Source organism: uncultured Roseovarius sp. (assembly GCF_947489715.1).
Classification (GTDB): Bacteria; Pseudomonadota; Alphaproteobacteria; order Rhodobacterales; family Rhodobacteraceae; genus Roseovarius.
Window position 1 is genome coordinate 180,789 of the sequence record NZ_CANLER010000005.1, and the last position, 27,000, is coordinate 207,788.

A 27,000-nucleotide genomic window follows, 5' to 3' on the forward strand; every position below is an offset into this window, starting at 1 on the left:
GAACGATATCAAATGTCACTTTGCAACGCCCCCTTCTGCGTCTACCCTCATCGGGACATGCGGTTCAGGGGCGGCGCTGCGAGCGACCCTTTGCAATACCACGGGAGGGACGCGCAGATGTTTCGGGACAGATTGAACCGTTTTCAGTCGAAACTGGCCGGGGACGGTATTGATGTGGCGCTGATCACGGATGACGACAACGTCTATTACCTGACCGGCTATTACGATTACCTGCATATGGAATTTGGCCGCCCCACGATCCTGGTCGTGCCCAGGGATGGCGAGGCGCTGCTGATCACACCCACGATCGACCTCAACTCTGCCCAGGCTGCCGCACAGGTGGACCGGATTGCACCCTGGAATGACGGCATGGGCAATGAATGGCGCGAAGAACTGCCCGCCGCGGTCAGAAATGCCAGCTCGGTCGCGATCGAACCGGGCCACATGCCGCCACCCGTGCGCGCCTATGTGAATGATCTGGTTGACGCGGCAAAGCTGACCAGCGCGACACCGATCCTGAACCAGATGCGGATGATCAAATCGGCGCAGGAATTACAGCTTGCCCGCCATGCCGGCGAGGTTGCGACTGCGATGATGAATGCGGGCCGCGCGGCCATCGGTGACGGTGTGCCGGAATTCGAAGTTGCCATCGCGACATCCCAGGCCGGCACCCGCACGGCGGCCGCCCTTCTGGCCGCCCATTACGACGATGCCGACATGTCGCCCAACACGCATTTCCTTCAGATCATGGCCTCGGGCAAGGACATCATAAAAACGCATCACCGCGCCTCGACCCGGATCATGCGCCAGGGCGAACCGGTCTTCCTGTGCTTCTGCGGGATGACCAATTTCCACCGCTTCAAGCTGGGCTTTGATCGCACCTTCTGGATTGGCGATGCGCCCGACGATCAGGTTGCCGTCTACGAGGTTGCAATCGCCAGCCAGAAGGCCGCCCTTGATGCGCTGCGCCCCGGCGTCACCGCCGAAAGCATCCATGCCGAATATGCCGAGGTCATCCAGGGCGCGGGCTATGAATACCCGTTCCGGTGTGGCCGCGCGACCGGGTTCAGTTTCCTCGAAGCACCCCAGCTTGTGACCGGCGACACAACCCTCATCCAACCGGGCATGGTTCTGGCGGTGGATGGCTCGGTCTCGGTCGATACGTTCCGCGCACAGGTCGGCGACAGCTTCATCATCACCGAGGACGGCTGGGAGCCGCTCACCCATCATCCGAAATCCGCAACAGAGGTCATCCTGTGATGTATCAACCCGGCCAGACCGTTAACTCCGCACCCCGCACCCCCGAAATGGATGCAGGCCGCCACCACCGCGCCAAACTGGGGTTTATCCTGATGTCCACCGATCCGTCCGCCGAGGGCGATTTCAAGGACATGGCCCCCGAAGGTGTTGCCGTCTACGTCACCCGCCTCAAGACGGACGATCACACCACCAACGAAACACTGGCGCGCCATATCGAACACATGGCCGATGCCGCCAGCCGTATTCAGCCCGAGGCCAGGCCCGACGTGGTCAGCTATAGCTGCACCTCCGGGTCCATCGTGATCGGTGAAGATCGCGTCATGGCCGAGATCAGGCAGGGCGCGCCCTGGGCGCAACCGATGTGTCTTGTTCAGGGTGTGCTGGACGCGCTGAACGAACTGGGCGCCAAAAAGCTGGTGGTCGGCACGCCCTATCTTGATGAAATCAACACGGCCGAGGCCGACTTTCTTGTCGCACGCGGCTTTGACGTGCTCGATATACAGGGTCTCAACATCGCCAGCGGGTGGGATATGGGTCTGGTCACGCCCGCCTACTGGAAGAAGTTTGCCATCGAGATCGATCAGCCGGACGCCGATGTCATTTTCCTCAGCTGCGGCGGCATCCGCGCCCTGGAAGCGGTTGAAGAGATCGAACAGGCCACAGGAAAACCGGTGATCACTTCGAACCAGGCCCAAATGTGGAGCTGCCTGCGCCGCGCCGGGATCATGGATCAACTGGAAGGCTTTGGGCAGATTTTCCAGCACCCGGGCAAGTACCTGCGCAAGATCGACTGACCTAATGCCCCGCTTCGCCGCCTGAATAGCCCTCCAGTCTCGTGCGGTCACGCTTTGCGATCTATTGACTGGCCACGCGCAACCTGGGGTACCCTATAAATAACAACGACTTATAAACCGTCCTTGGAGCTGACCAATGAAACCCCGGATGTCTCTGGATGACCTCCTCAGTGCACTCAGGCGCAACGCCGCACTACCGGATGAACTGGCCGAAGCGACACCGCCGCAGGTCTATACCTCGCCCGAGTTTCTGGAACTGGAGCTTGACGAAATCTTCAACCATGAATGGTGTTGCGTCGGGCGGATTGATGATTTCGAAAATCCGGGGGATTATCGTACGATGAAGATCGGGCGGGATCCGGTGATCATCCTGCGCGACCGCGATGGCCACCTGCGGGCCATGTCGAACGTCTGTCGCCACCGCATGTCCACATTGCTGCAGGGGTCGGGAAACCTCAAAGGGCGGATCACCTGCCCCTATCACGCCTGGACCTATAACCTGGACGGGCAGTTGATCGGCGCGGCCCATATGCGTGACAATTTCGACAAGAAAGGCGTCTGCCTGCCGCAGTTTCAGGTCGAGGTCTGGAATGGCTGGGTCTATGTCTCGCTTGATCCCGGGGCAGAACCGCTGGCACCCCGCCTCGCCCCGCTGAGCGAGCGGCTGAAAAACTACAACCTACCCGACTACACAACCCTGTTCCGCGCCGAGGAAATCTGGGACACGAACTGGAAAATCCTCGTTCAGAACTTCACCGAAGGCTATCACCTGTTTGTCGCCCACGCCAAAACCATCGAACCGGCGATGCCCACGCGGCTGGCAAACGCCATGCATGGCGGCGACGGCTACAGCCTCTACGAACAGGGCCGCGTGCCCGGTCAATCCTACGAACGCAGCTCCGAGATGCAGGTGGAAAACCCCGCCCTGACCGAGGACGAAAAGAACAAGGCCGTTCTCTTTGGCATCTTCCCCAGTCATGTCGTATCGGTGGTGGCAGAACGAACCTTCTGGCTGTCGCTGCAACCCTATGGCACCGACAAGGTCAAGGTGCATTGGGGCGCGGATGTCTATCCCGGTTCCGTCCCCCAGGACGACGCGGCGCGCGCGGCCTATGCCGCCGAGCTCAAGGCCGGATTTGACGTCATCAACGACGAGGACAAACCGATCATCGGTTCAATCGCCCAGAACGCCTCGGCGCTGGCTGCGGCCCCCGGTCGCCTGTCTCCGAAAGAGCGTACGGTTTGGTATTTTCAGCAGTATCTCGCGCGCATGCTGTGCGGATCAGATGAACACGGTGACGCGGCCTAGCCATTGTCGCGGGCATGGCATCCTGCACTGTTTGCAACCGGGCTCGTCAGCCCCGGCAAGGGGCGCAACAGGGCATCCCGCCCGTCTCCTCACTCAACCTGAAGGGACGTGATATAGGCCACCAGATCGGCGACCGGCTGACTGGTCATGATCGGTTGCCCCGCCTCGGTCTTCAGGCTGATATCCTGCCCCTCGAACAGCTCTCCATAGATCGGCATCGGACTACCGTGAGAAACCAGAGGATCGCGCCCGTCAATGCGTTTGATCACCCGGACCAGCGGGAATTCCCCTTTGTTTTCAGCCGTCAACCGGGTCAGATCAATGGGCTGCACGGTCAGGACAGGCCGCATCGGACCATACCCTGTCGCGTCAAGCCCGTGGCAGGTGGCGCAATAGCGCAGGTACAACTCCTCCCCCTGCCGGGCGTCTTGTGCCGCGACGGGCTGGGTGGCGCATGCGGCCAGCAAAAGGATCGAAAAGGCGTGTCTCATGGCGCTCTCCCTCGGATCGCTCAGAACAGGGTCACCCCATTCAATCCGTTTCCCCATGAGGTTACTTTGATCTGGATCACACGCCCATGACATGTATATCTGCGGCCAGAAACCCCTGTCGGAGATCTGCCATGTCGCCCTCAACCTCCTATGCCCTGATCATGCTTGTCGCCGGGATCGGCATTCCGGTTCTGGCGGCACTGAACTCCGCGCTTGGCACACGGCTCGGCTCACCGGTGGCGGCGGCATCGGTTCTTTTCGTGGTCGCGCTGATCAGCACGCTTCTGGTCCTGATGCTGGATCAGCCTCGCGCCGTTCTGGGTGCTGCGACCGCGCCCAAGCACCTCTTTCTGGCCGGGTGCCTGGTGGCGTTCTACGTACTTTCGATCACCTGGGTCGCACCCAAGTTCGGTGTCGGAAACGCGGTCTTCTTCGTGCTTTTGGGGCAGTTGATCAGCGCGGCGGCAATCGACCATTTCGGCCTTTTTGGCGCGCAGGTCTCGCCGCTGTCACTGACCCGCGCGGGCGGCATCGCCCTGATGGCAGCAGGCGTATTTGTCACCCAGCAGGTCTAGGCGTTTCCGGCCAACTCCAGCACCTGCGCCCAGACATGATCTTCCAGATCGACCGGGTCCATGTACCGTTTGGTCTGCCCCGGCATGCGCGCGCCTTCATCCATCGCCACACCTGCCGCGACCTGCGCCAGACGGTCCTGAAATACGCCCGTGCTGCCCGGGTCCATGATCAGGTAATACTGCCCCAGATCATGCGGCGGCCCTTCGGGCGCTTTCAGCGGCTTCACATCGCGACTGACCACGCCGCCGGTCATGCCCGCCGTCAGGATTTCCGCCATCAGGCCAAACCCCCAACCCTTGTAGCCGCCCATGCTGACCAGCGAGCCACCCAGCGCCGCCTCGGGGTCGGTCGTGGGCTTGCCATCGGCATCCACCGCCCAGCCTTCGGGGATCTTCTCGCCCGCTGCCTTGGCCATGGTGATCTTGCCCAGCGCCACGGTAGTGGTGGATTGGTCGAACTGCATCGCCGTGCCGCCCTTGCCGTCAGGCACGGAAAACGCGATCGGGTTGGTGCCGATCACGCGCGTCTTGCCGCCCGGCGGCGCCACGATGGGCGACGCATTGGTCATGCCCAGCGCCACCAGCCCCTCGGCCGCGATCTGTTCGGTGAAAAATCCCAGCGAGGTGCAGGTGTGCGCATGCCCCACCGCCAGGCTGGCCACGCCATTCTCCCGCGCCGCGTCCAATGCGGCGGGCAAGGCCCGCGCAAAGGCGGGCTGGGCAAAGCCGTATCTGGCATCCACCATCACCGTACCGGGCCTGGGTTGCGTCACCACAGGGTCCACGTCGCCCTTCACCCGCCCGGTCTTGAGCTGGGCGCAATAGCTCTCAAGATAATAGAGGCCACAGATCTTGTTGCCCACGGATTCCGCCTTGCGCACCGCCCGCGCCACCTCGGCGGCAATCCAGGGCTGCGCCCCGTGCCGTTCCAGCGCGGCCTTTGTCTGTGTTTCAATCTCGTCCAGGGAAATTTGTGGCATGCGACCTCCATTCGTCCGGCGAGACTTTGGAGATTGTGATCGGCGGGGTCAATCAATTCCGGAACATTTGTTGGAAATGCGAGGAGCAGATCAAGGTTCCGCAGGCCAAAGCGGACCTTCCTGTCTACCGCCCGGCCCGCAAGCCAACCGCCTTCGGCACAAACCGACAGCCTGCTTAACCCGCGCTCACCCTGCCGCTACAAGAGCGCCGTTTTCCAAGCGAAGCACGCGGTCCATCCGCGCCGCCAGCTCAAGATTATGCGTAGCGATCAGCGCCGCCAACCCGGTGCCGCGCACCAGCTCCACCAGCGCCTCGAACACCTGATCCGAGGTGCCCGGATCCAGATTGCCCGTGGGTTCATCCGCCAACAAAAGGCGGGGCTGATTGGCCAGCGCCCGACAGAACGCCACCCGCTGCTGTTCGCCCCCCGACATCGCCGACGGCCGATGCCCGGCACGTTCCGCCACGCCCACGCGGGCCAGCAAATCATAGGCGCGCATCTCGGCCTCAGCCCGGGCCACACCATTGGCCAGTTGCGGCAGGACGATGTTTTCCAGCGCAGAAAACTCCGGCAGCAGATGATGGAACTGATAGACAAACCCCACATCGCGCCGCCGCGCCACCGTGCGCCGCCGATCGCTCAGGCCCGTCATATCCGTGCCGCCAATCTGAACCATGCCCGCATTGGCCGTGTCCAGCAGCCCCGCAATATGCAAAAGCGTTGATTTCCCCGCCCCCGAGGGCGCCACCAGCGCCACCATCTCGCCAGAGGCAAGCTCAAGATCGGCCCCGTTCAGCACCTGAACCTCGTTGGTCTTGCCACGGTTATAGGTCTTCTCGACGCCCTTGAGCGCCAGCATCGCGTCACTCATACCGCAGCGCCTCTACCGGGTTCATCCGTGCCGCGCGCCGGGCCGGGAAAATGGTAACCACAAAGGACAGCCCCAGCGACAGCGCCACCGCCGACAACACATCGCCCAGCTGCAACTGCGCCGGCAGATGGTAAATCCCCCGGATCGACGGATCCCACGCCTGCCCGCCCGAAAACCAGTTCACGAGCGAAAAGATCGGGTCGATATAGACCGCAAAGAGACACCCCAGAATGACACCAAACAGCGTACCCAGCATTCCTGTGAACGCCCCGCAGATGAAAAACACCCGCAGAACAGACCCTTCGGTCAGGCCCATGGTGCGCAGAATACCGATGTCGCGGCCCTTGTTCTTGACCAGCATGATCAGCCCGCTGGTGATGTTCATCGCCGCGATCAGCACCAGGATCGACAGGATGATGAACATCACGTTGTCCTCGATATCCAGCGCCCGCAGGAACCCGCCACTGGCATCGCGCCACGTCCAGACCTGCGAGACCTCGCCCGCAGCGTTCAGCAGATTGGGCGACATCTCGTCCACCGCCTCGGGGGTTTTGACCATCACCTCCAGCTCATCCGCCCGACCCTCGCGATTGAAAAAGCTCTGCGCCTCGGCAAACGGCATGTAGATGCGCGTGCGGTCGATATCATAGCGCCCGGCAGAAAACACATAGGCCACGTCATAGACCTTGACCCGGGGGCTGGTGCCAAAGGCGGTGCGCACCCCGTTGGGTGAAATGATCTTGATCTTGTCGCCGACACTGATCCCCAGTTCGCGCGCCACACCCGATCCGATGGCGACGGTGGCCTGCTCGCTGTCCGGGATGACACCGAACTGGTCGATATCGCCCAGCCCGGTCTCGGGGTTGTTGATCCGTGGAATGGTCTTGAGGTTCTCCAGCGTGATCCCGTAAATCTGTACACCCGCGTTACGATCGCGCGAATTGGCCATCACCTGCCCTTTGACCAGCGGCGCCACGCGCGTCACGCCGGGCACGGCCCGCACCCGCTCGGCCATCGCATCGAAATCCTGAAGCGTGCGGTCAATATGGCCGGTCTGTTCGTTGACCGTTCCGGCATTATAGATCGTCACATGGGCATTCGCGCCAAGGATCGTGTCAACGAATTCCGCCCGGAAACCGGACCGGACCGCCAGCGTCGCAATCAGCGCAAAAACCGCCAGCGTGATCCCGATCAGGCTGATCCATGTCATCACGCTCACACCACCCTCGGCGCGTTTGGCACGCAGATAGCGCCACGCGATCATCCACTCGAAAGGGGCAAAAGGGGCTGGGCTCGCTGCCACGATGATACCTCGGTCTTATCTGGCGCGGACACTGCGCGCGCGCAACTCATAGGTCAAGATCGACCCGGCGGCAATTCCCGTCGGATCGCCGATCGCGGCTGATTTCCGTACGTTCCGTACGCAGCTTCGCGCAACAAGTCGAAGTCCCGTACGTTTCTCACGTACAGACCGTACGCTTTGTACGTTTTCAGGCACTCGCGCGCCGTTTCCCGGGCCGCCTTCTGAACATGATCCGCATCGCCCCGATCATGCCGACCCCCGCCAGAAATCCCGCAGCGCCAAAGCCGATGCCATCCCGCCAGCGGCTGCCATGTCCGCCAGTGCGGCCTCCCGTGTCAGATCAAGACGGCCGGCATCAGCGTCGAACGCCCTCACAACCCGCGAAAGCTCATCCACCGCCCCGGCCAGACGTTGCGTATATTGTTGAGAATACTCAGGAAATTGCGAAAACCCCGTGGCCCCGGCAATCCCGCCAGCCAGCATCATAGCCCTGAAAAGCATCTGCTCTGCCTCTTTTTTAACGGGCAGTATACGCGAATTCAGCGCAGGCGGGAATCCCCGCCGTACCTACCGCTGGTCAGAGACCGGAAACCCGGTGCCCGGCATAGATTTTGGCAACCTTTTCAATGGCCTGCTCCGGCGGCAGCTCTTCGCTTTCACCCGTGCGGCGGCTGGTCAGTTCTACCACACCGTTCTTCAGGCCCCGCGGCCCCACCGTGATGCGCCAAGGCAGTCCAATCAGGTCCATGGTGGCAAACTTGCCGCCCGCGCGCTCATTGCGGTCATCATATAATGGTTCCAAACCAATGGCTTGCAAGGAGTTGTAAAGGCTTTCGCAGGCGATGTCAGCCTCCGTGTCACCTTGTTTCAGATTGACGATACCCACATGATAGGGCGTCACCCCTTCGGGCCAGATGATGCCCTTGTCGTCATGACTGGCTTCGATGATCGCGCCTACCAGACGGCTCACCCCAATCCCGTGGCTGCCCATATGCACCGGCACCGGTTTGCCGTCCGGCCCTTGCACCGTGGCCCCCATCGGATCGGAATACTTGGTGCCGAAATAGAAGATTTGCCCCACCTCGATCCCCCGCGCCGAGCGGCGGCGATCTTCGGGAATATCGTTGAATTTCTGTTCGTTATGGGTCTCATCCGTGCGCGCATAGAGCGCGGTGAATTCTTCCATGATGGCACGGCATTGATCGACGTTATCATAGTCGATATCGCGCTCACCCAGCCGGATGTCGGTCACCGCGCTGTCATAAAACACCTCGGATTCGCCGGTATCGGCCAGCACGAGGAATTCATGCGTATCGTCCCCGCCGATGGGTCCGCTATCGGCCCGCATCGGGATTGCCTGAAGGCCCATCCGCTCATAGGTGCGCAGGTAGCTGACCAAGTGACGGTTATAGGCGTGAAGCGCATCTTCTTTCGTTAAATCAAAGTTATAGCCGTCTTTCATAAAGAACTCACGGCCTCGCATCACCCCGAAACGCGGGCGCACTTCATCGCGAAATTTCCACTGGATATGATATAGTGTCAGCGGCAGGTCCTTGTAGCTGCCCACATGGCTGCGGAAAATATCCGTGATCAGTTCTTCGTTCGTGGGACCATAGAGCATATCGCGCCCATGCCGGTCTTTGATCCGCAGCATCTCCTCGCCGTAATCGTCATAGCGCCCGCTTTCACGCCACAGATCAGCCGATTGCAGCGTCGGCATCAGCATCGGCACATGGCCCGCGCGCACCTGTTCCTCGTGCACAATATTTTCCAGCTTTCTCAACACCTTGAATCCCATCGGCAGCCAGGAATAAATCCCGGCGGTGGCTTGTTTGATCATGCCAGCCCGAAGCATCAGCCTGTGACTGACAATCTGGGCCTCGGAAGGATTTTCCTTGAGAACAGGCAGGAAATAACGGGAAAGGCGCATCAGGGAACCTCGAGAAAATGGCGTTTCGACCCGTTTATGGCTTTGCGATAGGGCATACAAGCCATCACGTCGGGCTTTTCAACGCTCAACCCTTGAAAGCCCCGGCCCCTTGGGCGAAGAGTAAGGCAGCAACAACCCGAGGCGCGCATGGCTTTGCCGGTCAAGACACAAATGAAATATTGGGGAATCGCGTCAGCGTTCTTCCTTGTCGCTCTCTGGTTTCTGGGCGATGTGATCCTGCCTTTCGTGCTGGGCGGCGCCGTGGCTTACTTTCTTGATCCCGTGGCTGACAGGTTTGAAGCAATGGGCTGCTCACGCGCGCTGTCCGTCGTCATCATAACGCTGGTGGCGCTTTTGATCTTTGTGGTCATGGCGCTTCTTGTGGTGCCAACGCTGGTCGAACAATCCATCGCATTGTTCAATGTTGCCCCACAACTTGCCCAGGACTTGCAGGCGTTTCTGACATCGCGTTTCCCGCAGATACTGGATGGGGATTCGACCGTTCATAAAACCCTGTTATCATTGGGGGAAACCATCCGTGAACGCGGTGGAGAGCTGTTGAACTCCGTCCTCACCTCGGCCGCATCGATCCTGAACGTGGTGATGCTTTTCGTGATCGTGCCGGTGGTGGCCTTCTACCTGCTCTATGACTGGGACAACATGGTCGCCAAGATAGACGAGCTTTTGCCCCGCGATCATGCGCCCGTGATCCGGCAGCTGGCGCGCGATGTCGACCAGACCCTCGCAAGCTTTATCCGTGGTATGGGCACCGTCTGCCTGATCCTCGGCACTTATTACGCGATGGCACTGATGCTGGTCGGGCTGCAATTTGGCCTCGTCGTCGGGGCATTTGCAGGGCTGATCACCTTCATTCCCTATATCGGCGCGCTTCTGGGCGGCGCATTGGCCATCGGTCTGGCCCTGTTTCAGTTCTGGGGAGAATGGGTTTCAATCGGGCTGGTCGCCGGGATCTTTGCCTTGGGCCAAGTGATCGAGGGCAATGTTCTGACACCAAAACTGGTTGGCAGCTCCATCGGCCTGCACCCGGTCTGGCTGATCTTCGCGCTCTCCGTCTTCGGCACGCTCTTTGGCTTTGTCGGCATGCTGGTGGCTGTCCCTGTTGCCGCAGCTATTGGCGTTCTGGCACGATTTGCCATCAGCCAATACAAGGATAGCCGCCTTTATCGCGGGTTGGATCAGCAGGACGACAGCTGATGGCAAAACAGCTGAGTTTCGAGCTGCCCGTCCGGCAGGCACTGGGGCGTGAAGATTTCTTTGTGTCGCCCGCGAATGCCGCCGCCGTCGGCATGATCGAAGGCTGGCAGGGCTGGACGGCCCGCAAACTGGTGCTGGCAGGACCAACCGGTTCGGGCAAAACCCATCTGGCGCATGTCTGGGCGGCCTTGGCACAGGCACAGATCATTGCCGCGACGGATCTGGAACAGGCTGACATACCCGCGCTGGCCACCTCGAACATTGCGGTCGAGAACGCCCATGAGATCGCGGACAACCGCGCTGCCGAGGAGGCTCTGTTCCACCTGCACAACCTGGCGCTTGCCGAAGGTTGGACGCTTCTGATCACCGCCGACAAGCCTCCGCAACACTGGGGGCTGACCCTGCCGGATCTGGTCAGCCGCATGCAGGGTACGACACTGGTTGCACTCGATACCCCCGATGACAGCCTGTTGGCTGCAGTGTTGATGAAACTTTTTGCCGATCGGCAACTTTCCCCCCAGCCCGAAACGATCCCATACCTGATCCCGCGAATGCCCCGTTCTTTCGACGCCGCACGCGCTGTCGTGGCCACACTGGATGATCTGGCGCTGGAAACAGGTCGCCCGATCAACCGCACTCTGGCCCGCCGGGTGCTGGACAATCTGGACAACTAGCGGCACACTCGTCACCTTCCTGTTACGTCTCCGGCTCACAAGGTGCTCATGTCACACGCAGATTTCCTGAAATCCCCCCTGCCCGAACCGGTTGAGCTTACGGATATGGACATCACCGGTCCCGCGCGCTTCTACAATCGCGAGCTAAGCTGGCTCGGCTTCAACTGGCGTGTGCTGGAAGAGGCACAGAACCCGCGTGTGCCCTTGTTGGAGCGCCTGCGTTTCCTGTCGATCTCGGCCAATAACCTGGATGAATTCTATAACGTTCGCGTGGCCGGTCTGCGCGAACTGGCCCGCGCCGGCAATACGACACCCGCCTTTGATGGCCTGACCCCCGCCGAACAACTGGTGCTGATCAACGAAGACGCACGCAAGCTGCTGCAAGCCCAGCAATCCACCTACGAAGATCTGCGCCGCGAGATGGAGGCGGCAAACATCACCATCCTCGACAGCTCGGGCGTCAAGGATGAAGACCGCGAAATGCTCGCGGATGTCTTTCTGAACAAGGTCTTTCCGGTCCTCTCGCCGCTGGCGATTGACCCGGCGCATCCGTTTCCCTTCATCCCTAATCTCGGATATTCGCTGGCGTTGCAGCTTGAGCGCAAGAAGGACAAACGCCCCCTACAGGCGCTCCTGCCGATCCCGGCACAGATCAACCGCTTCGTAACCCTGCCCGCGCCCGAAGGTTCGCACCGTACCCTGCCGCTTGAGGAGTTGCTGATCCTGCATCTCGACAGCCTTTTTCCCGGGTACAAATACAAGGGCCACTGTTCTTTCCGGGTGTTGCGTGACAGCGATCTTGAGGTCGAGGACGAGGCCGAGGATCTGGTGCGCGAATTCGAGGTTGCCCTGAAACGTCGCCGCCGGGGCGAAGTTGTCCGCATGAAAATCTCTACCGGCGCGCCGCAGGATTTGCGCGATGTGATCATGGAAGAACTTCACGTGAACCCCGACGAGGTGGTCGAGGTGGAAGGCATGATCGGCCTGCGCGACCTGAGCGAGCTGGTGCTGGAGGATCGGCCAGACCTGCTCTGGCCTGCGTTTACGCCCCGCGTGCCCGAGCGGGTGCAGGACCATGACGGCGATATGTTCGCAGCGATCCGGCAAAAGGACATGCTGCTGCACCACCCGTATGAGACATTCGATATGGTGGTGCGCTTTCTCAATCAGGCGGCGCGCGACCCGAATGTGGTGGCGATCAAGCAGACGCTTTATCGCACGTCGAAACTATCGCCAATCGTCGAGGCGCTGTGTGAGGCCGCCGAAGACGGCAAATCCGTCACCGCCCTGGTCGAGCTGAAAGCGCGGTTTGATGAGGCTGCCAACATTCGCCAATCCCGACGACTGGAACGGGCGGGCGCGCATGTGGTTTATGGCTTTCTTGACCTCAAGACCCACGCCAAGATCAGCACGGTCGTCCGCCGCGAAGGCGATAACCTAGTCACCTACACCCATTACGGCACCGGCAATTACCACCCGATCACGGCCAAGATCTATACCGATCTCAGCTTTTTCACCTGTGACCCGACGCTGGGACGCGACGCCACCAAGGTGTTCAACTTCCTGTCGGGATATGCGCAACCGGAGACGCTGGAAAACCTGGCGATTTCACCGCTGTCGCTCAAGCAAAGCCTGCTGGATATGATCAGCACCGAGGCCGATCATGCCCGTGCCGGAAAGCCGGCTGAAATCTGGGCCAAGATGAACTCGCTGATCGACCCGGACGTGATTGATGCGCTATATGCGGCCAGTCAGGCGGGGGTCAAGATCAGCCTTGTGATCCGCGGCATCTGCGGCCTGCGACCCGGTATCCGTGGGCTTTCCGACAATATCCGCGTCAAATCCATCGTCGGCCGGTTCCTGGAACATTCGCGCATCGTCTGTTTCGGCAACGGTCACGGGCTTCCGCATAAAAGGGCACGGGTTTTCATCAGCTCTGCCGACTGGATGGGCCGCAACCTCAACCGCCGGGTCGAGACGCTGATCGAAATCGAGAACCCCACCGTCAAGGCCCAGATCGTCAGCCAGGTCATGGCCGCCAACATGGCCGATGTGGCGCAAAGCTGGGTAATGGCCGCCGATGGCAGCTTCCTGCGCTCGCCCATACCCGAGGGCGAATTTGCGTTCAATTGTCACAGGTTCTTCATGGAGAACCCTTCATTGTCGGGACGTGGCTCTGCCGGGGCATCAGATGTTCCCAAACTGACCCATACCGAAGATTGACCGATTTGCGCGCCTGTCGCATACAGGAAAGCGCAAGACCCGAGGGATGACATGGACGGCAATAACGATACCAGCCAGGGCGATGGCGGCCCGTTTGGCCGACCACTCTTTGACAAACCATCCGCGCGCGCGCTCAGCCGAGTAGGTGTCGTTGATATCGGGTCGAACTCAGTCAGACTGGTGGTGTTTGATGGTGCCGCGCGCAGCCCGGCCTATTTCTTCAACGAAAAGATCATGTGCGCGCTTGGTGCGGGCATGTCCGAAACCGGCAAGCTGAACCCCGAGGGCCGTGAACGCGCCCTGACCGCGCTCAAACGGTTTCAGCTACTGGGCGACAGCATGGGAACGGGGCCGTTGACAATGGTCGCGACCGCTGCCGTGCGCGAAGCCGAGGATGGCCCGGAATTCTGTGCCGAGGTCCAAGAGGCCACCGGCATCAAGGTCTGGGTGATCGACGGACAGGAAGAGGCGCGGCTTTCTGCGCAGGGCGTGTTGCTGGGCTGGCCGGGGTCCTACGGCCTGGTCTGCGACATTGGTGGTTCTTCGATGGAATTGGCCGAGATTGATGGCGGGCGCGTCGGCAAACGGGTAACGTCCTCCCTTGGTCCACTGAAACTGCAGGACATCAAGGGCGGTAAAAAGGCCCGCAAAGCGCATATCGAACAGACCGTTGCCGCCATGCACGCCAAGATGGGGCCACAGAACAACCGGCTCTTTCTGGTAGGCGGCTCGTGGCGGGCGATCGCCAAGATCGATATGGAACGGCGCGGCTATCCCCTGCATGTGCTGCATGAATACCGCATGTCCGCCAAGGCCGTGCGCGACACGGCCCATTACCTTGAGATTACCAATATCGAAGAGTTGCGCATCCGCTCTGGCGTCTCTTCTGCCCGGATGGCTCTGGTCCCCCATGCCGCCGAAGTGCTGCGCGAGATCGTCAAGACCTTCAAGCCCCGCGACATCGCCATTTCCAGCTATGGCATCCGTGAGGGGCTGCTATACGAACAGATGCCGCAGCAATTGCGCGACCGTGATCCGCTGATCGAAGCCTGCCGTTTTGCCGAGGCCAAGGATGCCCGCGTGCGCGGTTTTGGCAAGGTGGTCTATAATTTCATCATGCCGCTTTTCAAAAATGTCGGGCCCGAGAAACGGCGCCTGATCAAGGCCGCCAGCCTCTTGCATGATGTCAGCTGGCGCGCCCATCCCGACTACCGCCCCGAGGTGTGTTTCGACAACGCCACGCGCGCAAACCTGGGCGGGCTGAAACATTCCGAGCGGGTATTTCTGGGTCTGGCCCTGCTGCACCGCTACTCGAACAAGCGGCAGGGTACGCGGTTCGAAAACCTCTATGGCCTTGTGTCGCACGATACCCAACATCAGGCTGAAATTCTGGGCAAGGCAATGCGCTTTGCCGCGATGTTGTGGCTGAACAAGGATGCCGATCTGGGTGAATTGCGCTGGCATCCCCGCAAGAGGGTGCTTGAACTCTGCCTGTCCAAAGAGGCCGCGCCGCTTTATGGCGAGGTGGCTCAGGCGCGGTTTGCATCGCTCGCCGCGTCGCTGAATGCACAGACGCTGGTTAAAACGCTCAACGAAAAGCAGAAATAACCGGCGTTACAGCTCGATCTCGCCCTGTGGCTCTTCGGCTTGCTCCAGGGGTGTTTTGCGACGCAGAATGATATCGCCATTTGGCAACATTTCTGGCGGATGATAGGCGTTCAGATCGTCCACCTTGCCCAGTAAATCCGCCAGCGCCGGCCCCATCTGATCCACGAAATCCCGCAGGGCGGGCTGCATCTCATCCGCCAGCCCCTGCAAATCGTCCAACGCGGGCTCCATCTCTTCCATGATGCCACGGAAAAATAGCTTTGCGCCCTCCTCCATCAGAGAAAAGCCGTCGCTTTCTTCGGTTTCTTGCGCTTGAAGCGGGAGTGTTGCGATCAATGCCGCAGCCAAGGTCAGGGTAAAGGGTTTCATAGATCACATATAGGCGCGGTGAACGCAAAAAGAAGGTCAGATATCCACATCCATTGTCACCGGGAAATGATCTGAGGCGGAAATCAGCGCATCGCGCAACTCGGGGAAACTCCAGCAATTCGGGTCATCAAACGGGTGCCAGATACGCCATTCCGGCCGTTTCGCACGCAATCCCGGCGACACCATGACGTAATCCAGAAGCGCCTGAATATAGCGTTTTTCCGAGGACAGATAGAAGCGCGAGGTCGTGTTGATCGCCCCGATCCGCCGTTGCAATGCCCGCCGTGCATGCGGATCAAAAAGGCTCATCTCAGGCACGGCCCCCTCGCCCATGATGATCTCGACCGACGAATGACCAAAGAGGTTTTCATACTCATCCAGGCCCGGACCATCATTCAGATCGCCCAGCACGATCAAATGCTCGCCTGCCGCCAGATGCGCCTCCACCCGCTGCCGCAGCCAGACCGCTTGCGCCTGCTGCTTGCGGCGGTTCGCGATGGCCTTGCGCATCACCTCGTCCCGGCTGCGCGCACCATGCGGGGCCTTGGATTTCAGATGCGCCCCGATCAGGCGCAAATCCATACCGCTGGCGGTGGTGACGGCCACTTCAAAGGGCGGCTTGGAAAAGGTCACCAGGTCCTCGGTATTGTCGATATCCAGATCAATCCGAAACACACCATCAAAACGCGGCGCATCGCGCGAACCCTTTTTGCCGGTCTCTTCCCCTTTCGGGTCATGCCGGGCCGTCAGAGCCGCCGGATCAAACATCAGCGCGATTTCCTGCTGGGTATCGTTTTCAAACCCCACCAGCGCCTTTGTTGTGCGCAACCCCATGATGCGGGCGAAGTTTTCCAGCGCCGGAACGGTGGCGCGTTTGCCATTATGGTCCGGCGCCTCGATCACCATGACCGCATCGGCATCAATCGCGTTGAACACGATGCCAAGCGCCGCCAGTTGATCGGATCGCGTAACGTCATGCCGCCGGGACCACTCGCCATCATCCAGCAGGTTGCCCTCCTCGTCGAATAAGGCGTTGAACCACTCCACATTATAGGTCGCGATCCGCATATCAGCCCCTTTCGCTGATTTCTTCCCAGGCGCGGTTGATATCCACAAGCCGTTTTTCCGCCAGCTTGACCGCCTCTTCCGGCACCCCGCGTGCCACCATCCTGTCAGGATGTGTTTCGCGCACCATCCGCCGCCAGACGCTTCGGATTTCGTCGATTGGCGTGTCCGGGGTGACCCCCAGAACGTTGTAAGGATCGGGTGTGGCATTGGGCACGAAACGGCTGCGAAGGCCGGTGAATTCTGGCGCGGGTATTTCGAAAATCTCGGCCACACGCTCCAGGAACAGATCTTCGTTCGGATGATAGATGCCATCCGCCATGGCGATGTGAAAAAGCCCTTCCATCAGGTCGTACAGGGCGTCTGCCTCGGCACCGAACATGCCCCTGATACGCACGGCGTATTCCTCGAACCCGGCCACGTCCTGACGCGCCAGATTGAACACTTTCGCCGCATTTTCCTCATCCGATTCAGCGATCTGGAACACCTCGCGAAAGGCGGTCACCTCGTCGCGGGTCACCAAGCCGTCAGCCTTGGCCATTTTCGCGCTCAGGGCGATAACGGCGATGGTAAACGCAACGCTGCGCTCCGGCGGGGTGCGCAACCGGTCGAATACGGCACTCAGTGCCTCGCCACTGGCCAGCGCCGAAAGCGCCTCGGATATGCGTGTCCAGATTGACATGTTCGGCACCCTATAGGCTTTGCAGGGGGTTGTCAGGCAGCGGTTACAGCAGTTTCTGCATCACCACCAGATCAATCCAGCGCCCGAACTTGAACCCGGCCTCGGGCAGCGTAGCTACATAGCGATATCCGATCCTGTCATGAAAGGCCGCACCGCCTGAATTGTCGCCGCTGATACCTGCAATCATCGAATGGTGCCCCGCGTGCCGTGCATGGTCCTCCAGCGCATCCATCAGCGCGCGTCCGACCCCGCAACCCCAGGCATCCGGATCAAGAATAACGGTGTGCTCCATCGTATGCCCGTAGCCCGGCCCGCTGCGAAACTGGAAATAGGTGGCATGGCCCAGGATTTTCACCCCGTCACAAGCCACCAGAAAGGCCTTACCTTCGGCCTGGCGCATGTCAATGTCGCGGGCCAGCTGATCCGGGTCTTTTTCCTGAGTGGTAAAGGTCACAGTGGTATCGCGGATTTGCGGATTCCAGTAGGCGACAATCTGCGCCGCTTCGTCAGCCCTGGCATCCCGAATGATCATGCCAGTACCCTGATCCCGTCCGGGGTGACGATTTCGGCGCGCAGTCCAACCTCGCCCACCTCATAAACCACCCTTTCTTCGGACAGCAACGGGGTCAGATCAGCACTCAACTGCGATATTTCGGGATGGCTGACCACCAAGCGATCAAGGTGACAGCCAGATGCCTGCAAGCGCTGCACCGGATGGGCATCGCCCTGCCATTCGATCAAGGCTGGAAACATGCCGCCAAAGGGAAGTATGCCATCTTCGGGCACCGCCATCTGCCAGCGCAGATCACCACGCACCAGCGCAACCGGCGAACCTGACTGCGGGAAACTCTGCAACGCCTCGGCCAGAGCGTTTGTGCGGCAAATCCAGTTTGTTAGCTTCGGCGGGCCCAAAAACCGATCCAGATCGAACCAGCGTGGGTAGCCGGGTGCCGGTGCCTCCGGATCAATCGCAATCACTTCAAGATAAAGCCCATCGTCCAGATCAAGCAGCAGATTATGCGTCCCGAAATGGGCGTGCTGTCCCCCGGGCTGCAATTTGACCTTCAACGCGTCTTCGACATGGGCGCGTCCGTCTTCCAGGTTTTCAGCGGCAATTGCCAGGTGGTCGAGTTCCAACATGACCTGTCTCTCAATCTCTCAGCGCGACAGCGTATCGCGATCATTGACCATAGGTTACCAAGGCCCAGAGCGTCCAGCCCGCCACCAGCACCGTTGGGTAGAAACTGGCTGCAAACCCGAAGGCGCGCAAGGGAGGTGAGAGATGATAACCACCCCAGAAGAGCAACCGGGCAAGCGCGAAATTCAGACCCAGGACGACAATCACCCCCGGCCCGGCCCCTGCCAGAATCACCGCAGACGCGGGCCAGATACACAATCCCAGCACCAGTTGCTCGGTCGTGTTGGTCAGCACGCGCTGATCAATCTCCGCTCCGCTTCCCGGTGCAAAGGGCGCGCCATCAATGATGGTGTGATCGAAAAAACGCCGTTGCGCCAGACGGCCGATCATCAGCAACAGCACGATGCCAGGGGCCAGAAAGGCGGTCATGATCGTAGGGATCAGGGTGAAAACCGGCAGCGTCACGAAATTTGCCGCGACCCAGAGCATACCGGCCGACCATAACAATCCGATGGCCATTCCGATCAGGATCGAGGCGCGCTTGCTCATGGCGCAGGCGGCTCCCAAAGCTCGATATCATTGCCCTCGGGGTCGGTGATCCGGGCAAAGCGCCCGGTTTCGGGCGTGTCCCATTCATCGGGCCGGGTCTCGGCCGGGATACCTGCCTGCGCCAATTGCTGGATCAGCGCATCCAGTCCCTCGACCCGCAGGTTCAGCATCCACTGGCGGTCCGAAGGCCAATAATCAGTGCCCGCCTCAAACGGCGCAAAGACCGAGATACCTTCGTCCTGGCGCCACGGGCCAAAGCTCGTGACGCCCAGATGTGTCGCATACCAATCGGCCAGCGCGGCAGGGTCCGTGGTGCGAAAGAAGATGCCGCCGATCCCTGTGACCCGCCCGGACATCTCAGGCCCGTGCTTCGCTGATCAGACGCAGGATATTCTGCGCGGCGTCAGGAATATTGGTGCCCGGACCAAAGATCGCCTTGACCCCCGCCTTTTTCAGGAAGTCGTAATCCTGCTGCGGAATGACCCCGCCGCAGATCACGATGATATCGCCCGCATCCTTTTCGTCGAGCACTTTGATCAACTGCGGCGCCAATGTCTTGTGACCCGCTGCCTGGCTGGAAATACCGATCACATGCACATCATTGTCGATTGCATCTTGCGCGGCCTCTTCCGGGGTCTGGAAAAGCGGCCCGACATCGACATCAAAGCCGATATCGGCAAATGCCGTGGCGATAACCTTGGCGCCCCGGTCATGCCCGTCCTGGCCCATCTTCACCACCAGCATACGTGGACGGCGACCTTCGTTTTCGGCAAAATCCTCAACCGATTTCTGGATCGCGGCAAAGCCCTCGTCGCCCTCATAGGCCGCGCCATAGACACCGGCCAGTGTCTTGACCTCGGCGCGGTGACGTCCGAATTCCTTTTCCATTGCCATGCTGATTTCTCCTACTGATGCGCGTGCGCGCGCGGCCTCGACCGCCCCCGCCAACAGATTGCCACCTTCTTTTGCCTGTCGTGACAACGCATCCAACGCTGCCTGGCAGGCCGCCTCGTCCCGGCTGGCACGGATTTTTTCAAGCCGCGCGATCTGCGCCTCACGCACTTTGGCGTTGTCGATATCCAGAATGTCGATCGGGTCTTCACTGTCCTTGCGGTATTTGTTGACCCCGACGACAACCTCATCGCCCTTGTCGATCATGGCCTGCCGCGTGGCAGCGCTTTCTTCGATCCTCAGCTTGGGCATGCCGCTGGCCACGGCCTTGGTCATACCACCCATCTCCTCGACCTCTTCGATCAGCTTCCAGGCTTCGTCGGCCAGATCAGCCGTGAGTTTTTCGACATAGTAGCTGCCCGCAAGCGGATCGACCACATTGGTCACACCGGTTTCTTCCTGCAGGATCAGTTGGGTGTTGCGCGCAATCCGGGCACTGAAATCCGTCGGCAGGGCAATCGCCTCGTCCAGGGCATTGGTATGCAGCGATTGCGTACCACCCAGCACCGCGCTCATCGCTTCATAGGCCGTGCGGATCACGTTGTTATAGGGATCCTGCTCCTGCAAACTGACGCCAGAGGTCTGACAATGGGTGCGCAGCATTTTCGAACGCTCACTCTTGGCGTCGAATTCGGTCATGATCCGGTGCCACAACAGGCGCGCCGCCCGCAGTTTGGCCGCTTCCATGAAGAAATTCATCCCGATGGCAAAGAAGAAACTCAGCCGCCCGGCGAACTTGTCCACATCCATACCGGCCTCGATCGCCGCGCGCACATATTCGCGCCCATCCGCCAGCGTATAGGCCAGTTCCTGCACCAGGTTCGCCCCGGCCTCCTGCATGTGATAGCCTGAGATGCTGATCGAGTTGAACTTAGGCATCTCGTTCGAGGTGAATTCGATGATGTCGCTGACAATCCGCATGCTGGGTTCGGGCGGGTAGATATAGGTGTTGCGCACCATGAATTCCTTCAGAATATCGTTCTGAATGGTGCCCGACAGGACCGATTTATCGTGGCCCTGCTCTTCACCTGCGACGATGAAACTGGCCAGAACCGGAATTACCGCGCCATTCATCGTCATGCTGACGCTCACCTTGTCCAGCGGGATACCGTCAAAGAGGATTTTCATGTCCTCGACCGAGTCGATCGCCACGCCAGCCTTGCCGACATCGCCAATCACACGCGGGTGGTCACTGTCATAGCCGCGATGCGTCGCCAGATCGAACGCGACCGAGACCCCCTGCTGGCCCGCCGCCAGGTTGCGACGATAGAAAGCGTTCGATTCCTCGGCCGTCGAAAAGCCCGCATATTGGCGGATCGTCCAGGGGCGCCCGGCATACATCGTTGCCTTCACCCCACGGGTAAACGGGCCGAACCCAGGCAGACTGCCCATATGCTCAAGCCCTGCAGTATCGTCTTCGGTATAGAGCGGTTTGACGTCGATCCCCTCCAGGGTTTTCCACGTCAGATCGTCCAGCGGTCGCCCCCGGAGTTCTTTTTCAGCCAGATCACGCCAGTCGTCGGTCGTCTTTCCCATCAGTTTGTCCTCTTGTCGCGTCATCGGCGGACGGTTGTTTCCCTGCCTTCGCCGATGCGGTTTCTTCAATTAATGTCGCCAAACCATCCGCGCCTGCACGCAGCCAGTACAGATCGTCTGCATAGGCTTCGCGCAAGGCCATGACCTGGTCCCTGTCGAACGGGTGCCAGCGGCCTTCACCGGCTGGCAAGGCGCCGGGGTCTTCGCCCCGTTCCGCCACAATCTCTCGCAATTCTCTCAGTCCGGGGGCGCGGTTCAGCCATTCCCGGGCATGTTGGCTTGGACCTTCATCCAGGCCGGTTATGGCTGCCAGGCGTCGCTCAGGCATGCCGCCGAAAACCTCGTAGGAATGCACCTGAATCTCGACATCCGGTACAGCGCAGGCCAGATCGGTGATCACATCGCGCCACTGGCGGGTGCCGCTTGCAAGCCGCGCCAGCTCTTCGCTCCGCAGCACCTTGTGTCCCCGCGCCACCGCGAAGGCCGTGACCGAGCTCCAATACATATCCTGCGACCGGATCGACAGCACCAGCCGCGTCAGACGCCCGCCAAACGCCTGTGAATACCGCGCCATCCGTTCACCCATACCACCGTAAAGTTGGGCCTTGCGCAGGTTGTTGCGCGGCGAGCCGACAACATTTTCATCGCTGACCACCAAATGCGTGATACCGCGCTTCTCTGCCCGATCCAGGTTTTGCAGGATACGGGCTTGCGCCGCAGCCAGCTGTTCATCGGGTGTCTGATCCGTGTCGCATGGCATCACCCCGGTCAGAATACCATCGCGCGTCCGCAACGGGCCCCAAAACCCAACACCGACCTGTTCAAGCCGGGATGTGTTGGCACGCATATAGTGCTGAAAACTGGTCGAGGCCGTCCGGTGGGCCCCCAGATGCAGAATTACGTCCATAGCGGGGTTGCCTTTTGTCGAATCGCCACGAATTGAGGCGTTTGAAGGGTCATGACCGGCATGCTGACACTCCAAAGCTATCAATGAGATTAATGTTAAAATTTTCACGACCACCGTCGCAATTGCTATTCGCAATCCCGTCGCGCACGCTTATATTCCAGCCTACAGGAGAGGCGATGAAAAAGTTCTTACCCTTTGTTTTGCTAAGCTTTTGGGCCGTCGGCGCTGCTGCGCAGGAGGTTGAAAAAGATGAGGATGTGTACGAGCATCCGCGCATCGTCTCCGGCGAAGCGGTGGATTTGAACGAATTTTTATGGTTAAACCGACCCCTGATCATCTTTGCCGACACCCCCGCCGACCCGCGCTTCATCCAGCAAATGGAATACATAACCCAGCGTCTGGATGCGCTGGCCGAGCGCGACGTGATCGTTCTGACCGACACCAATCCCAAGGCCGAGAGCAAATTGCGCAAGAAACTGCGCCCGCGTGGCTTCATGATGGTTCTCATCGGCAAGGACGGTATCAAATACCTGCGCAAACCCTTCCCTTGGAACGTGCGCGAGATCACCCGCGTGATCGACAAGCTGCCGATGCGCCAGCAGGAAATCCGCGACGGTCTTGGCGGCAGCTGAAAACCCGCGCTCACAACCATTCCGCAGCCCCCCGTGCAACCACCAGAAGCCCGGTATGAGGGTCAAGCAGCATCAGGGTCGCCGATTCAGTGTCAAAGGCAAGCACCGTGCGCGGATTGTCCAGCGCATAGCGAAACGCACTTTCAGTTTCGTTGTTCATACACAAACGCCCCTCCAGCGCCGCGCGGCGCATCATCATGCCAGTCGACCGGTCGGTGTTCATCACCTCGACCAACGCGGCATCCGGCGCCTGCCGCGGATTATCCAGCGCCACAGCACCGTGGCGTGACAGGGTGCGCAACGCCTGCGGGGCTGCACTGGCCACCGACAAGGGCGATTTCACCTGCATCTGCACCAGCCTGAACGCCGCCGCGACACAATCGGAATTCGCATGAAACGCCACCGTCTCGCCGATCGAGAACCAGCGATCCAGCCGACCCCGCAAATCCGCCTCATCCTCGCGCCAGCAGCCGGACAGCACAGCCACGGCCATCAGGGCCAGCACGAAACGTGCCCGCCCTCCGGTCCGATTATGGCTGACTGCCCGCTGCATCAGATTATTCGAACTCCATGATCACGTCATCGACGGCCAGACTGTCGCCCGGCCCGGCCTTGATCGCCGAAACGACCGCCTTTTTCTCGGCCCGCAGAATGTTTTCCATCTTCATCGCCTCAACCGTGCACAGCGCCTGCCCTTCCTGCACTTCGTCGCCTTCACTGACATTGACCTTCACGATCAGTCCGGGCATCGGGCAGAGCAGCATCTTGGATGTATCAGGTGGCAGTTTCTCAGGCATTAACGCCGCCAGATCCGCCTGCCGCGGCGTGCGGACATGCACCTTGAGGTCGGCGCCGCGATTGCGGATGCGGAACCCGCCCGAGACCTTGCCAACCTTCAGCACCAGCGGTGCGCCGTCAACGCTCAGCAGCGCCAGTTTGTCGCCGGGAGTCCAGTCGCTTTCGACACGCATTTGGGTGCCATCCGCAAAGCGCACGATCGACCCTTCGCGATCAGCATCAATCACCACCGCATAGCTTTCGCCCTGCAGGGTCACCACCCAATCCTCACCAATGCGGCGTTCGTGGTTGTCCATCCGCCCCGACACCCGCGTGCGCCGGATTTCGGCCACCCGGTGCATCGCCGCGGCACTGGCCGCGATCCGGCGCAACGCGTCATCGCCCAGCGTCACACCGGCGAAACCATCGGGATATTCTTCCTCGATGAAGGCCGTGGTCATGTCACCGCTGATGAATTTCGGGTGATCCATCACCGCCGCCAGGAAAGGCAGGTTGTGGCCGATGCCTTCGATCTCGAAACTGTCCAGCGCCACGCGCATTTCCTCAATCGCCTCCGCCCTCGTAGGCGCCCAGGTGCAGAGCTTGGCGATCATCGGGTCGTAATACATCGAGATCTCGCCGCCTTCGAACACGCCCGTATCGTTGCGCACGGCGGTCTCACCCGGCTTCGCCTCGTCCTGCCACTTACCGTTCTCCAGCAGCGGCCCGGCGGCCACCTCGGCGGGCGGGCGGTAACGCGACAAACGCCCGATCGACGGCAGGAAGCCCCGATAGGGGTCCTCGGCATAAAGCCGGTTCTCAATGGCCCAGCCGTTGATGCCGACATCGGCCTGCGTCAGCGACAGTTTTTCGCCATAGGCCACGCGGATCATCTGCTCGACCAGATCAACCCCGGTGATCAGTTCCGTCACCGGATGTTCCACCTGCAACCTTGTGTTCATTTCGAGGAAGTAAAAGTTCTTCTCGCCATCAACGATGAATTCCACCGTGCCCGCGCTGGCGTAATCCACCGCCTGCGCCAGGGCCACCGATTGCTCGCCCATCGCCTTGCGCGTCGCCTCATCCAGGAACGGGCTGGGGGCTTCCTCAACCACTTTCTGGTTGCGGCGCTGAATGCTGCATTCCCGCTCGTTCAGGTAAATCCCGTTGCCGTGGCTGTCGCAGAGCACCTGGATCTCGATATGGCGCGGCTGCGTGACGAATTTCTCGATGAAAATCCGGTCATCGCCGAACGAGCTCGCGGCCTCGTTCTTGGAGCTTTGAAAGCCCTCGCGCGCCTCGTCATCATTCCAGGCGATGCGCATGCCCTTGCCGCCGCCCCCGGCGCTGGCCTTGATCATCACCGGATAGCCGATCTGGTTACTGATCTTCACCGCCTCGTCGGCATCCTCGATCAAGCCCATATAGCCCGGCACGGTGCTGACATCTGCCTCCTGCGCGATCTTCTTGCTGGTAATCTTGTCACCCATCGCCTCGATCGCCCCCTTGGGTGGCCCGATAAAGGCCACGCCTTCGGCTTCAAGTGCTTCGGCAAACTTGCTGTTTTCGCTCAGAAAACCATAGCCGGGATGCACCGCTTCGGCACCGGTCTGACGGATCGCCTCCATCACCTTGTCGATCACGATGTAGGATTCGTTCGCCGGCGGCGGGCCGATACGCACGGCCTCATCTGCCATCTTCACATGCAGGGCATTGCGATCCGCATCCGAATAGATCGCCACCGTCTTGATGCCCATCTTGCGGGCTGTCTTGATCACCCGGCAGGCAATCTCACCCCGGTTCGCTATCAGGATCTTCTTAAACATCTCTCGTCCCCTCTATCAGTTCCTGGCCGCGCCTCGTAACACGCGGAATTTGCAACAAAAAACCACCGGCGCATGCGGATGCACCAGTGGTTCGTATCAGATCAGTCGCGCCCGCGACGGGGCGCTGGTTCAGGTTAGCAGCGGCGTGGATAGGCCTGGCAATAGGCGACATTGCCCGCCGCGCCGACAAGCGCGCCACCGGCGACGCTGCCATTAAGCACAAGCGCGGTGCCCGCACCGGCCCCTGCGCCGATAAGCGCCTGCTCGCCCAGCGTGTCACCGCACGCACTGAGGCTGGCAAGCGCCACGATCGACAGTATGAGAATGAAGGTGAAATGCATCGGTTTGATCCCCACTGAGTCCTTTGACCAGGTGTAGCGGGATAGAACGCCATTCCCTTCCGTCGGTCAAAACCAATCACCCCCGGTACAGTGCTTTGGGCAATGCCCCGCCGATCCGGGTAAGCCATTTCATTCAAACGAAAAAAGGGCGGCCTGCACCAAAATGTACAAGACCGCCCGTAAGGGGAAGGGTAACGGATTAGACTATGCGTCTCGGCCCATTGGGGGGGGGCCGCCACTACAGTTTTGATGCTGCCCGCAAAAATTGCACCTTCCAAGGGGATAACGCCCCTAACGACCGCATCGGCTGTATTCCGCGTATTCGCGCAACTCATGGGCAAAAATGCGCCGTTTTTGCAATCCATGGTCGAGTAATGAGAAGATTTTAATCGTTTAAGTTTCATGGCTGCGCACCCCCGTCACCGTCAATTACGTCGGGAAAGGCGGCTTTGATTGCCGCGACATCCAAAATCAGCAATGCCTCGTAACTTTGCGAATCAAAAGGATCTTCCACCGGCAGCACCTCGCGGCCGAAAAGCCAACTCAGGCGTCCGGCGTCCAGATTGCCACGCTCAAACGGTTGATCCCCAAAGTGATCCCAAAGGGCTCCCAGAAACGCAGCATCTGCCCGGCGATCTGCCGGTTTGCGATCCCGAAAACGCTCGCGCCGGGTGATCGCTGTCACGCCCTTCGGGTTGGCGCGCCGGATGGTGAATTGAAAATCCGTGCCGGGAAGACGCCCGGGAAACCCGCGATGCTTCAACATGCTGTATCCCCCGCGTCACCGGGGTGGATGCGGGACAGGACAGGCCCGCAAGCCCGCCCCACCCGGTAGTAATCAGTATTTGCCGGTTGGCGCCGGCTCGGTCGAGATCGGCTCAGGCTCGACCACGACGAATTCCTCTTCTGCCGGCTGCGCACAGGCTGCGACCAGTCCGACAAGGCCAAGAGCCAGAAGGCTTTTGAATGTTTTCTGCATGTTAGTTTCCCGT

Annotated in this window: 29 protein-coding genes; 9 read left to right on the forward strand and 20 right to left on the reverse strand. The window is 60.3% G+C overall.

Annotated features, from left to right (window positions below; translation table 11 throughout):
* Window positions 1-117: 117 nt before the first annotated feature.
* The 3 genes from Q1B27_RS14435 (at window position 118) to Q1B27_RS14445 (ending at window position 3,363) form a co-directional block, all read left to right on the forward strand.
* Entirely contained in the window at window positions 118-1,260 is a 1,143-nt protein-coding gene (locus tag Q1B27_RS14435; RefSeq protein WP_299848496.1) for a Xaa-Pro peptidase family protein, read from the forward strand.
* Window positions 1,260-2,054, forward strand: coding sequence for an arylmalonate decarboxylase (locus Q1B27_RS14440; protein WP_299848498.1), 795 nt, complete (start codon window positions 1,260-1,262; stop codon window positions 2,052-2,054). The genes Q1B27_RS14435 and Q1B27_RS14440 overlap by 1 nt, the downstream gene beginning before the upstream one ends.
* 136 nt (window positions 2,055-2,190) lie before the next feature.
* Window positions 2,191-3,363, forward strand: coding sequence for an SRPBCC family protein (locus Q1B27_RS14445; protein WP_299848499.1), 1,173 nt, complete (start codon window positions 2,191-2,193; stop codon window positions 3,361-3,363).
* An 89-nt stretch (window positions 3,364-3,452) separates the two neighbouring features.
* Here Q1B27_RS14445 and Q1B27_RS14450 read toward each other — a convergent pair whose 3' ends face one another.
* Window positions 3,453-3,854, reverse strand: a complete 402-nt coding sequence (locus Q1B27_RS14450) for a cytochrome c (protein WP_299848500.1) — start codon at window positions 3,852-3,854, stop codon at window positions 3,453-3,455.
* Window positions 3,855-3,985: 131 nt separating this feature from the next.
* Between Q1B27_RS14450 and Q1B27_RS14455 the strand changes: the two genes are divergently transcribed.
* Window positions 3,986-4,429 carry a DMT family transporter gene (locus Q1B27_RS14455; RefSeq protein ID WP_299848501.1) on the forward strand — a complete coding sequence of 148 codons (444 nt, stop codon included), beginning with the start codon at window positions 3,986-3,988 and terminating at the stop codon, window positions 4,427-4,429.
* On the opposite strand, the gene Q1B27_RS14460 is transcribed toward Q1B27_RS14455, so the two are convergent.
* From Q1B27_RS14460 to proS, 5 genes are all read right to left on the reverse strand, one after another.
* On the reverse strand, window positions 4,426-5,409 hold the full coding sequence (locus tag Q1B27_RS14460; protein ID WP_299848503.1) for an Ldh family oxidoreductase: 984 nt from the start codon (window positions 5,407-5,409) through the stop codon (window positions 4,426-4,428). The genes Q1B27_RS14455 and Q1B27_RS14460 overlap by 4 nt on opposite strands.
* A 186-nt stretch (window positions 5,410-5,595) precedes the next feature.
* Window positions 5,596-6,282, reverse strand: a complete 687-nt coding sequence (locus tag Q1B27_RS14465; protein WP_299848504.1) for an ABC transporter ATP-binding protein — start codon at window positions 6,280-6,282, stop codon at window positions 5,596-5,598.
* Complete coding sequence (locus Q1B27_RS14470) at window positions 6,275-7,585, reverse strand: lipoprotein-releasing ABC transporter permease subunit (protein ID WP_299848505.1); 1,311 nt, start codon at window positions 7,583-7,585, stop codon at window positions 6,275-6,277. Before Q1B27_RS14470 ends, Q1B27_RS14465 begins: the two co-directional genes overlap by 8 nt.
* A gap of 246 nt (window positions 7,586-7,831) precedes the next feature.
* The gene (locus Q1B27_RS14475; protein ID WP_299848506.1) at window positions 7,832-8,086 is read right to left on the reverse strand and encodes a DUF2937 family protein; all 255 of its coding nucleotides are present in this window, start codon (window positions 8,084-8,086) and stop codon (window positions 7,832-7,834) included.
* Between the two features lie 76 nt (window positions 8,087-8,162).
* A complete protein-coding gene (gene proS / locus Q1B27_RS14480; protein WP_299848507.1) occupies window positions 8,163-9,515 on the reverse strand; it encodes a proline--tRNA ligase in 1,353 nt (450 codons plus the stop codon).
* A 147-nt stretch (window positions 9,516-9,662) separates the two neighbouring features.
* Here proS and Q1B27_RS14485 point away from each other — a divergent pair, with 147 nt between their 5' ends.
* From Q1B27_RS14485 to Q1B27_RS14500, 4 genes are read left to right on the forward strand one after another with little or no spacing between them, the layout of a single operon-like run.
* On the forward strand, window positions 9,663-10,730 hold the full coding sequence (locus tag Q1B27_RS14485; RefSeq protein WP_299848509.1) for an AI-2E family transporter: 1,068 nt from the start codon (window positions 9,663-9,665) through the stop codon (window positions 10,728-10,730).
* Complete coding sequence (locus Q1B27_RS14490) at window positions 10,730-11,404, forward strand: DnaA/Hda family protein (RefSeq protein WP_299848510.1); 675 nt, start codon at window positions 10,730-10,732, stop codon at window positions 11,402-11,404. The genes Q1B27_RS14485 and Q1B27_RS14490 overlap by 1 nt, the downstream gene beginning before the upstream one ends.
* 48 nt (window positions 11,405-11,452) lie before the next feature.
* Complete coding sequence (locus Q1B27_RS14495; protein WP_299848511.1) at window positions 11,453-13,627, forward strand: RNA degradosome polyphosphate kinase; 2,175 nt, start codon at window positions 11,453-11,455, stop codon at window positions 13,625-13,627.
* A 51-nt stretch (window positions 13,628-13,678) separates the two neighbouring features.
* Window positions 13,679-15,235 (forward strand): Ppx/GppA family phosphatase, encoded by a 1,557-nt coding sequence (locus Q1B27_RS14500; RefSeq protein WP_299848512.1) that lies wholly within the window; start codon window positions 13,679-13,681, stop codon window positions 15,233-15,235.
* Window positions 15,236-15,241: 6 nt separating this feature from the next.
* Here Q1B27_RS14500 and Q1B27_RS14505 read toward each other — a convergent pair whose 3' ends face one another.
* The 9 genes from Q1B27_RS14505 to Q1B27_RS14545 are packed head-to-tail and all read right to left on the reverse strand — an operon-like array spanning window position 15,242 to window position 22,432.
* A complete protein-coding gene (locus tag Q1B27_RS14505) occupies window positions 15,242-15,604 on the reverse strand; it encodes a hypothetical protein (RefSeq protein ID WP_299848513.1) in 363 nt (120 codons plus the stop codon).
* A 36-nt stretch (window positions 15,605-15,640) separates the two neighbouring features.
* Entirely contained in the window at window positions 15,641-16,672 is a 1,032-nt protein-coding gene (locus Q1B27_RS14510; protein ID WP_299848514.1) for an endonuclease/exonuclease/phosphatase family protein, read from the reverse strand.
* A 1-nt stretch (window position 16,673) separates the two neighbouring features.
* Window positions 16,674-17,351: a molecular chaperone DjiA gene (locus Q1B27_RS14515; protein WP_299848515.1), complete on the reverse strand. Its 678-nt coding sequence runs from the start codon at window positions 17,349-17,351 to the stop codon at window positions 16,674-16,676.
* 43 nt (window positions 17,352-17,394) lie between these two features.
* Entirely contained in the window at window positions 17,395-17,883 is a 489-nt protein-coding gene (locus tag Q1B27_RS14520) for a GNAT family N-acetyltransferase (protein WP_299848516.1), read from the reverse strand.
* Window positions 17,880-18,491 (reverse strand): VOC family protein, encoded by a 612-nt coding sequence (locus Q1B27_RS14525; protein ID WP_299848517.1) that lies wholly within the window; start codon window positions 18,489-18,491, stop codon window positions 17,880-17,882. The genes Q1B27_RS14520 and Q1B27_RS14525 overlap by 4 nt, the downstream gene beginning before the upstream one ends.
* 40 nt (window positions 18,492-18,531) lie before the next feature.
* Window positions 18,532-19,038, reverse strand: a complete 507-nt coding sequence (locus Q1B27_RS14530) for an MAPEG family protein (RefSeq protein WP_299848519.1) — start codon at window positions 19,036-19,038, stop codon at window positions 18,532-18,534.
* The gene (locus tag Q1B27_RS14535) at window positions 19,035-19,394 is read right to left on the reverse strand and encodes a VOC family protein (RefSeq protein WP_299848520.1); all 360 of its coding nucleotides are present in this window, start codon (window positions 19,392-19,394) and stop codon (window positions 19,035-19,037) included. The genes Q1B27_RS14530 and Q1B27_RS14535 overlap by 4 nt, the downstream gene beginning before the upstream one ends.
* Window position 19,395: 1 nt before the next feature.
* Window positions 19,396-21,525 (reverse strand): methylmalonyl-CoA mutase, encoded by a 2,130-nt coding sequence (gene scpA, locus Q1B27_RS14540; protein ID WP_299848521.1) that lies wholly within the window; start codon window positions 21,523-21,525, stop codon window positions 19,396-19,398.
* Window positions 21,497-22,432 carry a hypothetical protein gene (locus Q1B27_RS14545; protein ID WP_299848522.1) on the reverse strand — a complete coding sequence of 312 codons (936 nt, stop codon included), beginning with the start codon at window positions 22,430-22,432 and terminating at the stop codon, window positions 21,497-21,499. Before Q1B27_RS14545 ends, scpA begins: the two co-directional genes overlap by 29 nt.
* A 176-nt stretch (window positions 22,433-22,608) precedes the next feature.
* On the opposite strand from Q1B27_RS14545, the gene Q1B27_RS14550 reads away from it, so the two are divergent.
* Window positions 22,609-23,064, forward strand: coding sequence for a DUF4174 domain-containing protein (locus Q1B27_RS14550; RefSeq protein ID WP_299848523.1), 456 nt, complete (start codon window positions 22,609-22,611; stop codon window positions 23,062-23,064).
* A gap of 10 nt (window positions 23,065-23,074) precedes the next feature.
* On the opposite strand, the gene Q1B27_RS14555 is transcribed toward Q1B27_RS14550, so the two are convergent.
* From Q1B27_RS14555 to Q1B27_RS14575, 5 genes are all read right to left on the reverse strand, one after another.
* Complete coding sequence (locus Q1B27_RS14555) at window positions 23,075-23,617, reverse strand: hypothetical protein (protein WP_299848524.1); 543 nt, start codon at window positions 23,615-23,617, stop codon at window positions 23,075-23,077.
* Window positions 23,618-23,621: 4 nt separating this feature from the next.
* The gene (locus tag Q1B27_RS14560; RefSeq protein ID WP_299848525.1) at window positions 23,622-25,667 is read right to left on the reverse strand and encodes an acetyl/propionyl/methylcrotonyl-CoA carboxylase subunit alpha; all 2,046 of its coding nucleotides are present in this window, start codon (window positions 25,665-25,667) and stop codon (window positions 23,622-23,624) included.
* Window positions 25,668-25,801: 134 nt separating this feature from the next.
* Window positions 25,802-26,008, reverse strand: coding sequence for a hypothetical protein (locus Q1B27_RS14565; RefSeq protein WP_299848526.1), 207 nt, complete (start codon window positions 26,006-26,008; stop codon window positions 25,802-25,804).
* A 400-nt stretch (window positions 26,009-26,408) separates the two neighbouring features.
* Window positions 26,409-26,774: a hypothetical protein gene (locus Q1B27_RS14570; RefSeq protein ID WP_299848527.1), complete on the reverse strand. Its 366-nt coding sequence runs from the start codon at window positions 26,772-26,774 to the stop codon at window positions 26,409-26,411.
* A gap of 72 nt (window positions 26,775-26,846) precedes the next feature.
* The gene (locus Q1B27_RS14575; RefSeq protein ID WP_299848528.1) at window positions 26,847-26,987 is read right to left on the reverse strand and encodes a hypothetical protein; all 141 of its coding nucleotides are present in this window, start codon (window positions 26,985-26,987) and stop codon (window positions 26,847-26,849) included.
* Window positions 26,988-27,000 lie beyond the last annotated feature (13 nt).

What these genes read in the sequence shown, in the direction of transcription:
- Q1B27_RS14435 (WP_299848496.1), top strand. Translation starts at nt 118, where the DNA reads ATGTTTCGGGACAGATTGAACCGTTTTCAGTCGAAACTGGCCGGGGAC.
- Q1B27_RS14440 (WP_299848498.1), top strand. Translation starts at nt 1,260, where the DNA reads ATGTATCAACCCGGCCAGACCGTTAACTCCGCACCCCGCACCCCCGAA.
- Q1B27_RS14445 (WP_299848499.1), top strand. Translation starts at nt 2,191, where the DNA reads ATGAAACCCCGGATGTCTCTGGATGACCTCCTCAGTGCACTCAGGCGC.
- Q1B27_RS14450 (WP_299848500.1), bottom strand. Translation starts at nt 3,854, where the DNA reads ATGAGACACGCCTTTTCGATCCTTTTGCTGGCCGCATGCGCCACCCAG.
- Q1B27_RS14455 (WP_299848501.1), top strand. Translation starts at nt 3,986, where the DNA reads ATGTCGCCCTCAACCTCCTATGCCCTGATCATGCTTGTCGCCGGGATC.
- Q1B27_RS14460 (WP_299848503.1), bottom strand. Translation starts at nt 5,409, where the DNA reads ATGCCACAAATTTCCCTGGACGAGATTGAAACACAGACAAAGGCCGCG.
- Q1B27_RS14465 (WP_299848504.1), bottom strand. Translation starts at nt 6,282, where the DNA reads ATGAGTGACGCGATGCTGGCGCTCAAGGGCGTCGAGAAGACCTATAAC.
- Q1B27_RS14475 (WP_299848506.1), bottom strand. Translation starts at nt 8,086, where the DNA reads ATGCTTTTCAGGGCTATGATGCTGGCTGGCGGGATTGCCGGGGCCACG.
- proS (WP_299848507.1), bottom strand. Translation starts at nt 9,515, where the DNA reads ATGCGCCTTTCCCGTTATTTCCTGCCTGTTCTCAAGGAAAATCCTTCC.
- Q1B27_RS14485 (WP_299848509.1), top strand. Translation starts at nt 9,663, where the DNA reads ATGGCTTTGCCGGTCAAGACACAAATGAAATATTGGGGAATCGCGTCA.
- Q1B27_RS14490 (WP_299848510.1), top strand. Translation starts at nt 10,730, where the DNA reads ATGGCAAAACAGCTGAGTTTCGAGCTGCCCGTCCGGCAGGCACTGGGG.
- Q1B27_RS14495 (WP_299848511.1), top strand. Translation starts at nt 11,453, where the DNA reads ATGTCACACGCAGATTTCCTGAAATCCCCCCTGCCCGAACCGGTTGAG.
- Q1B27_RS14500 (WP_299848512.1), top strand. Translation starts at nt 13,679, where the DNA reads ATGGACGGCAATAACGATACCAGCCAGGGCGATGGCGGCCCGTTTGGC.
- Q1B27_RS14505 (WP_299848513.1), bottom strand. Translation starts at nt 15,604, where the DNA reads ATGAAACCCTTTACCCTGACCTTGGCTGCGGCATTGATCGCAACACTC.
- Q1B27_RS14510 (WP_299848514.1), bottom strand. Translation starts at nt 16,672, where the DNA reads ATGCGGATCGCGACCTATAATGTGGAGTGGTTCAACGCCTTATTCGAC.
- Q1B27_RS14515 (WP_299848515.1), bottom strand. Translation starts at nt 17,351, where the DNA reads ATGTCAATCTGGACACGCATATCCGAGGCGCTTTCGGCGCTGGCCAGT.
- Q1B27_RS14520 (WP_299848516.1), bottom strand. Translation starts at nt 17,883, where the DNA reads ATGATCATTCGGGATGCCAGGGCTGACGAAGCGGCGCAGATTGTCGCC.
- Q1B27_RS14525 (WP_299848517.1), bottom strand. Translation starts at nt 18,491, where the DNA reads ATGTTGGAACTCGACCACCTGGCAATTGCCGCTGAAAACCTGGAAGAC.
- Q1B27_RS14530 (WP_299848519.1), bottom strand. Translation starts at nt 19,038, where the DNA reads ATGAGCAAGCGCGCCTCGATCCTGATCGGAATGGCCATCGGATTGTTA.
- Q1B27_RS14535 (WP_299848520.1), bottom strand. Translation starts at nt 19,394, where the DNA reads ATGTCCGGGCGGGTCACAGGGATCGGCGGCATCTTCTTTCGCACCACG.
- scpA (WP_299848521.1), bottom strand. Translation starts at nt 21,525, where the DNA reads ATGGGAAAGACGACCGACGACTGGCGTGATCTGGCTGAAAAAGAACTC.
- Q1B27_RS14545 (WP_299848522.1), bottom strand. Translation starts at nt 22,432, where the DNA reads ATGGACGTAATTCTGCATCTGGGGGCCCACCGGACGGCCTCGACCAGT.
- Q1B27_RS14550 (WP_299848523.1), top strand. Translation starts at nt 22,609, where the DNA reads ATGAAAAAGTTCTTACCCTTTGTTTTGCTAAGCTTTTGGGCCGTCGGC.
- Q1B27_RS14555 (WP_299848524.1), bottom strand. Translation starts at nt 23,617, where the DNA reads ATGCAGCGGGCAGTCAGCCATAATCGGACCGGAGGGCGGGCACGTTTC.
- Q1B27_RS14560 (WP_299848525.1), bottom strand. Translation starts at nt 25,667, where the DNA reads ATGTTTAAGAAGATCCTGATAGCGAACCGGGGTGAGATTGCCTGCCGG.
- Q1B27_RS14565 (WP_299848526.1), bottom strand. Translation starts at nt 26,008, where the DNA reads ATGCATTTCACCTTCATTCTCATACTGTCGATCGTGGCGCTTGCCAGC.
- Q1B27_RS14570 (WP_299848527.1), bottom strand. Translation starts at nt 26,774, where the DNA reads ATGTTGAAGCATCGCGGGTTTCCCGGGCGTCTTCCCGGCACGGATTTT.
- Q1B27_RS14575 (WP_299848528.1), bottom strand. Translation starts at nt 26,987, where the DNA reads ATGCAGAAAACATTCAAAAGCCTTCTGGCTCTTGGCCTTGTCGGACTG.